At 51.1% G+C, this 1482-nt stretch carries 2 protein-coding genes; both read left to right on the forward strand.

Annotation, left to right across the window (positions count from 1 at the left end):
* The coding region (gene thyA / locus E4680_RS14555; RefSeq protein WP_276605627.1) for a thymidylate synthase at window positions 1–1287 on the forward strand (1287 nt) is incomplete at its 5' end.
* Window positions 1284–1481 (forward strand): hypothetical protein, encoded by a 198-nt coding sequence (locus E4680_RS13865; RefSeq protein ID WP_135283017.1) that lies wholly within the window; start codon window positions 1284–1286, stop codon window positions 1479–1481. The genes thyA and E4680_RS13865, both read left to right, overlap by 4 nt.
* Window position 1482 lies beyond the last annotated feature (1 nt).

Genomic DNA, 1482 nt, shown 5'->3' on the forward strand with positions numbered 1-1482 from the left:
GGCGCGCAGATGCGCTTTGATCTTCGTGAAGGTTTCCCGCTGGTGACCACGAAGAGAATGTTCACCCCCGGCGTAGTACATGAACTTCTATGGTTCTTGTCCGGGAGCACGAGCATCGATGATTTACCAGATAATGTTCGTCATTGGTGGTCACCCTGGGTTAGGGAAGATAATAGCTTAGGCCCTATATACGGGGAACAGTACCGCAAGTCCAGATGGTGGTATTCCGTTAAGCCCGAACTTTTCGATCCCCCAAATGTTGATAGGGTAGATGGGGGGTTCTGTGGTGTGGGTGATCTAGGTTCGTGGCGCTACCTTCGTGGGCAAGGGAGAGAGATAGAGATTCTAAGAAATACATGGCGCGATATGCTTAAGAGATGCTATGACGTGAATTCCAAAGGATACCCGGCCTACGGTGGTTCCGGTGTTCATGTAGCACCAGAGTGGATGAAGTTTGATAACTTCGCTGAGGATGCGGTGAGGCTACCTGGATGGCATATGAAACTAGAATATCCAGATGAGTACAGCATCGATAAGGATATACTAGCCGCTTCTAATAGGTACTCAAAATCTACATGCATGTGGGCTTCGCACGAAGAACAAGGGTGGAATACGAGCACCGGAACTCCGTTTTTCGCTACATCTCCAGACGGTGTAGAGGAGCTATTCCCTAGCATCGGGGATATCGAGAGGCGATACGGGTTAAACATATCGGCTGTCCACAGGTGCCTGAACGGGAAACTCAAAAGTCACCATGGGTGGAGCGGGTTCAGGTACGCATCGGCAAACGGGGAAGTACTACGATTCCGCCAGTGCGATCAGGTTAAGCAAGTGATAGCTTCTATTAAGCATGATCCGGATAGCAGACGGCACATCATAAATCTATGGCATACACCTTCTATGGTACATGCTAGCCTACCTTGCTGCCATGGATCTATCATCCAGTTTTATGTTTGCAATGGCAGATTGTCCTGCCAGATGTACCAGCGCAGCGCAGATCTGTTCCTTGGAGTACCGGTAAATATCGCCAGCTATGCCCTGCTCACGCACATGGTTGCTCAGGTCTGCGACCTCGAAGTCGGCGAGTTCATCTGGACCGGCGGCGACTGCCACATCTACCTGAACCACGTCGATCAGGTGCTGACGCAGATCGAGCGCGGACCTTACAACCACCCGCAGTTGCTGCTGGATCGCAGCATCAAGGACATTGACGACTTCCGTGCAGAGCACATCACGCTAGTGAACTACCTACACCACCCAGCTATCAAGGGAGAAGTCGCGGTATGAATGACAACATCAAACTCACCCTTGCGGATGGCAGGGGTATCATCTACCTCGATCCGGATTGGATCCTAGGCGCTCATCAATACGATGGCAGGACGCTTGTCGTGGCTCATCATGACATGACGCTGTGGGTTGAGGAACCAGCGGGACAGATTTCCTATGCGGTTAACCTCTTGAGGGAGATATGTGCTAAATGAA

The sequence above is a fragment of the Candidatus Macondimonas diazotrophica genome (genome assembly GCF_004684205.1).
Classification (GTDB): domain Bacteria; phylum Pseudomonadota; class Gammaproteobacteria; order UBA5335; family UBA5335; genus Macondimonas; species Macondimonas diazotrophica.